The sequence below is a fragment of the Gluconobacter oxydans genome (assembly GCF_006539685.1).
In the GTDB taxonomy this organism is placed as follows: Bacteria; Pseudomonadota; Alphaproteobacteria; order Acetobacterales; family Acetobacteraceae; genus Gluconobacter; species Gluconobacter oxydans.
This window is the reverse complement of sequence record NZ_BJNM01000074.1, coordinates 1-3,264: the sequence shown is the minus strand read 5'-3', so window position 1 is coordinate 3,264 and position 3,264 is coordinate 1. Positions and strand designations below refer to the sequence as shown.

Below are 3,264 nucleotides of genomic sequence, written 5' to 3'. Positions count from 1 at the left end.
AAACACCTAATCTATTGTTTTAAATGGGATTATTTATCATCTGAGCGCTCATAAAACGGGCAGAAAGTCGCCCCTCACTTGTCCGTGTAGAAAACGGATCAAGCGCCTGTTTTTCGCGCACGTAAGCACTAATTTTCTTGTTGAGATGGAACGGGAGGGTGGGTCAGAGCGTCAAAACTTCACTACGTTCCTTTCTATTTTTGATAATCTGGAGGCCCAAAAGTCATGAAGAAATTTGTTTTTGCCCTTGCTGTGGGCATGGCGCCCAGTCTCGCCTTCTCTCAGCCGGTCTCTTCCTCCAGCTCTCAGGACACGCTAGCAAAGGCACAACAGACCAACCCTTTGCTAAGACCTCCAGCAAATACGAATAACGAGATGCTGGATGGCACTCAGCGTGTCACGACTGCAAATGGCATTACACAACCTCTCTCTTCCTTGCTTGAACAACAAATCAACGTTGCGAACTACGGCGCGACAGCGGGTAGTGCAGACAGTGGAGCCGCAGTCAGAAAGGCCCTGACGACTGCTACTAACCGCTTTCCAGTTTATTTTCCGTATTCACCTCGTGGCTATACGATCAACTCCGGCAACTATAATGGCCGTGAAATTGGAACATGGCTGCTTAACGGCAATGTCATTTCAGGAAAAGCCATCGGCTCCCCTGCTACCGGAGCGGGAACTCTCATTAGCCCCTATACAAATCCATATCTTATCACGACGGATCGCAAATCAGTTTACGATCCAGCCGCCATTCCCCAAGGAAGAAAAGGAGCGACCATTGCAGAAAGCATTGAATGTCTTCCAAATCGTCCCAACCGACAAAATGAGAATACGAATCGTAACTGGATTGCCTGCCGGTATGTCGGGGCAGACACTGGATCTGGCGGTACATCATCCCTTGATCTCAGTACAGAAGTTGAAAACTGGGTCCTAAATGTCTCGGGCAACCATGGTCTAGCGTTTGAGATCGACACTAATTTCAATGCCGCGGTAACCGACGGACAATGGACGACTGGTCTCTTTCTGACAGGAGGAGGAGCAAAAGGCCGGAACGTAAACTCTGTCGCATTATCCATTATGCATGCGGCGTATGATGGATCCTGGCTACCTTGGACAACAGGCATTTCAATCCGCGAAACGACCAACCAGATCCAGCAATACAAAACCTCGGCTGCGGAATCGGGATTTTTCCAACAGGCCTTTGATGAAAACGGAAAGTCCATTTCATGGTTGGACAAGATGGGCAACCAGACATCTCAGATCATGAATGCCAAGAACGGTTTTATTAGTGACGCCCCCAGCGGACACGATGACTATTCCGCAAAAAGGCAGACCACTACTGATACCGGATTTTTCTTCCACGCGCTCGATGAACATTCCAATACACTGGCGTCGATCGACAAGGAGGGGAATGCGACTGTTGCAGGTTTTGTCAATACTAACCATACTAAGGAAACTGCATCTGCTAATTGTACAAGAGGTGAGATGCACGCCGATGATGAGAAACTATACATCTGCGTCAGCACAGGAAAATATAAAAGTGTTCCTCTGCAAGAAATCCACTAGGATTGTGGCACACCAAGAGAGAATAAATTTTTTCAGGACAATATAAAAAAGAAATCTTAGGCGTCTGTCGCAGCTTATCGCGACAGACCACCTCCCGCATAGAAATATGCTTCGATTGGATTATAATTATTGTATTTTTATTTTTGATAAATTTGGAGTTTGTAGAATTTTTCGCGAAAAATTCCCATCGTGTGCGCGCACTTCTGGAAATTGTATAGGGCCTTTTACGAGCCACACTCTTGCGACGCATGTGCCAGTACAGACCGTTCTGATTAGTAAGGGCTGTGTCACTCAATACAGGACACTCTTACACTACGTTTCTAATCTCTTTTCTCCTTTCCCCCTTCAAGCCCTGCCTTCGGCATGTTACCTTCCGAAAGATTGCGTCATGAATGTACATAGGATTGAAATCTTTAGAAATTCTTATCATTCGGCCGCTTCAGAAGGCATTTCAACCTATATAAAGGTAACCACCAAGAATGGCCGAAACATCAACTTTCTCAGCAGAAAACGAAGAGAATGGTAATTCTCGCTTATTGGAAGAATTAATTAATGATACGGTATGGATATACGGAACATCTACCGGCCATACGTTCAGTTCCATTTTTAGATTTAATAAAGGTGGAAAAATATCCGGCTACAAACACCCGATTGAATCCTCTTGGGGAATAAGGGATGGGAAAATTGTCGTATTCAACGACAAAATGGAAACGAGCATAATATTAGAAATTTATGCAGAAAATGGAAAATTGGTAAGAATGTCGGGACGATTCCTCTTATTCAATGAAGGGGAAACATATCGAACATTCACAAGAGTCGACCAAGACGCAGAACATTATCCTATTGTTCTCTCCTGGAACAAAGAGATGGAAAATTTCTGCGTTGATAACAGAATATTTTTGGCTCCCGGGTTTAACATTCGAGGCGTAATTCCTGAAGGCACTAACATAAGATTTGACCATAAAATAACAGTTGAACCCTACGCTTCGATGCCTAGAGAAGGGTTTTGCAGTATGGGAGCATTTTCATATTCCGAAAGTAAATTGGCCCAGAATTTTATTGTAGGACGATATTGTAGCATAGCTGAAAGAGTTCGACGGATGGGGGATGACCATCCCTCCAAGCGTTTGACAACAAGCACATTCACCTATGGTCATATATGGGAAAAACTAGCTCGCGAAGACTTTGGCGTTGATTTTAAGATAGAAGATTATCCAGTAGAGCATCCTATCTGTGCTTATATTGGAGATGATGTTTGGATCGGATCTGGAGTATCCATTCGGGATGGTGTGAAAATTGGAACAGGCGCTATTGTTGCATCTGGGGCAGTTGTGACCAGGGATGTCCCTCCATACGCCGTCGTGGGTGGCGTTCCGGCAAGAGTAATCAAAATGAGGTTTCCTGAACCACTCATCGAACGTCTTCTTGCTTCGAAGTGGTGGGAATATAAGTTTACTGATATTCCTCGAACTTGGTCTAATGTTGAAAAAGCACTAGATGAACTAGCTGATCAAGCTCAGCAAGGCATCATTCAGAAATTTATTCCAGAAAAAATAAATCTAGTAAATGAGCTAAAAAAAGCCTCGCTTATTTAAATAATAATATTTTTATAAAAATAGCATAAAGCCAGTGATATGAGTGATATGGAAGAAGTTTTCTTTCATATCACTGGCTTTATTCAACCTGACTTCAAGGTGG

At 43.8% G+C, this 3,264-nt stretch carries 2 protein-coding genes; both read left to right on the top strand.

From position 1 onward, the window contains the following. Nucleotides 1–225: 225 nt before the first annotated feature. Nucleotides 226–1,566, top strand: coding sequence for a hypothetical protein (locus GOX01_RS12455; protein ID WP_081107002.1), 1,341 nt, complete (start codon nt 226–228; stop codon nt 1,564–1,566). Nucleotides 1,567–2,045: 479 nt separating this feature from the next. After that, nucleotides 2,046–3,161, top strand: a complete 1,116-nt coding sequence (locus tag GOX01_RS13325) for a CatB-related O-acetyltransferase (RefSeq protein ID WP_011253710.1) — start codon at nt 2,046–2,048, stop codon at nt 3,159–3,161. Nucleotides 3,162–3,264 lie beyond the last annotated feature (103 nt).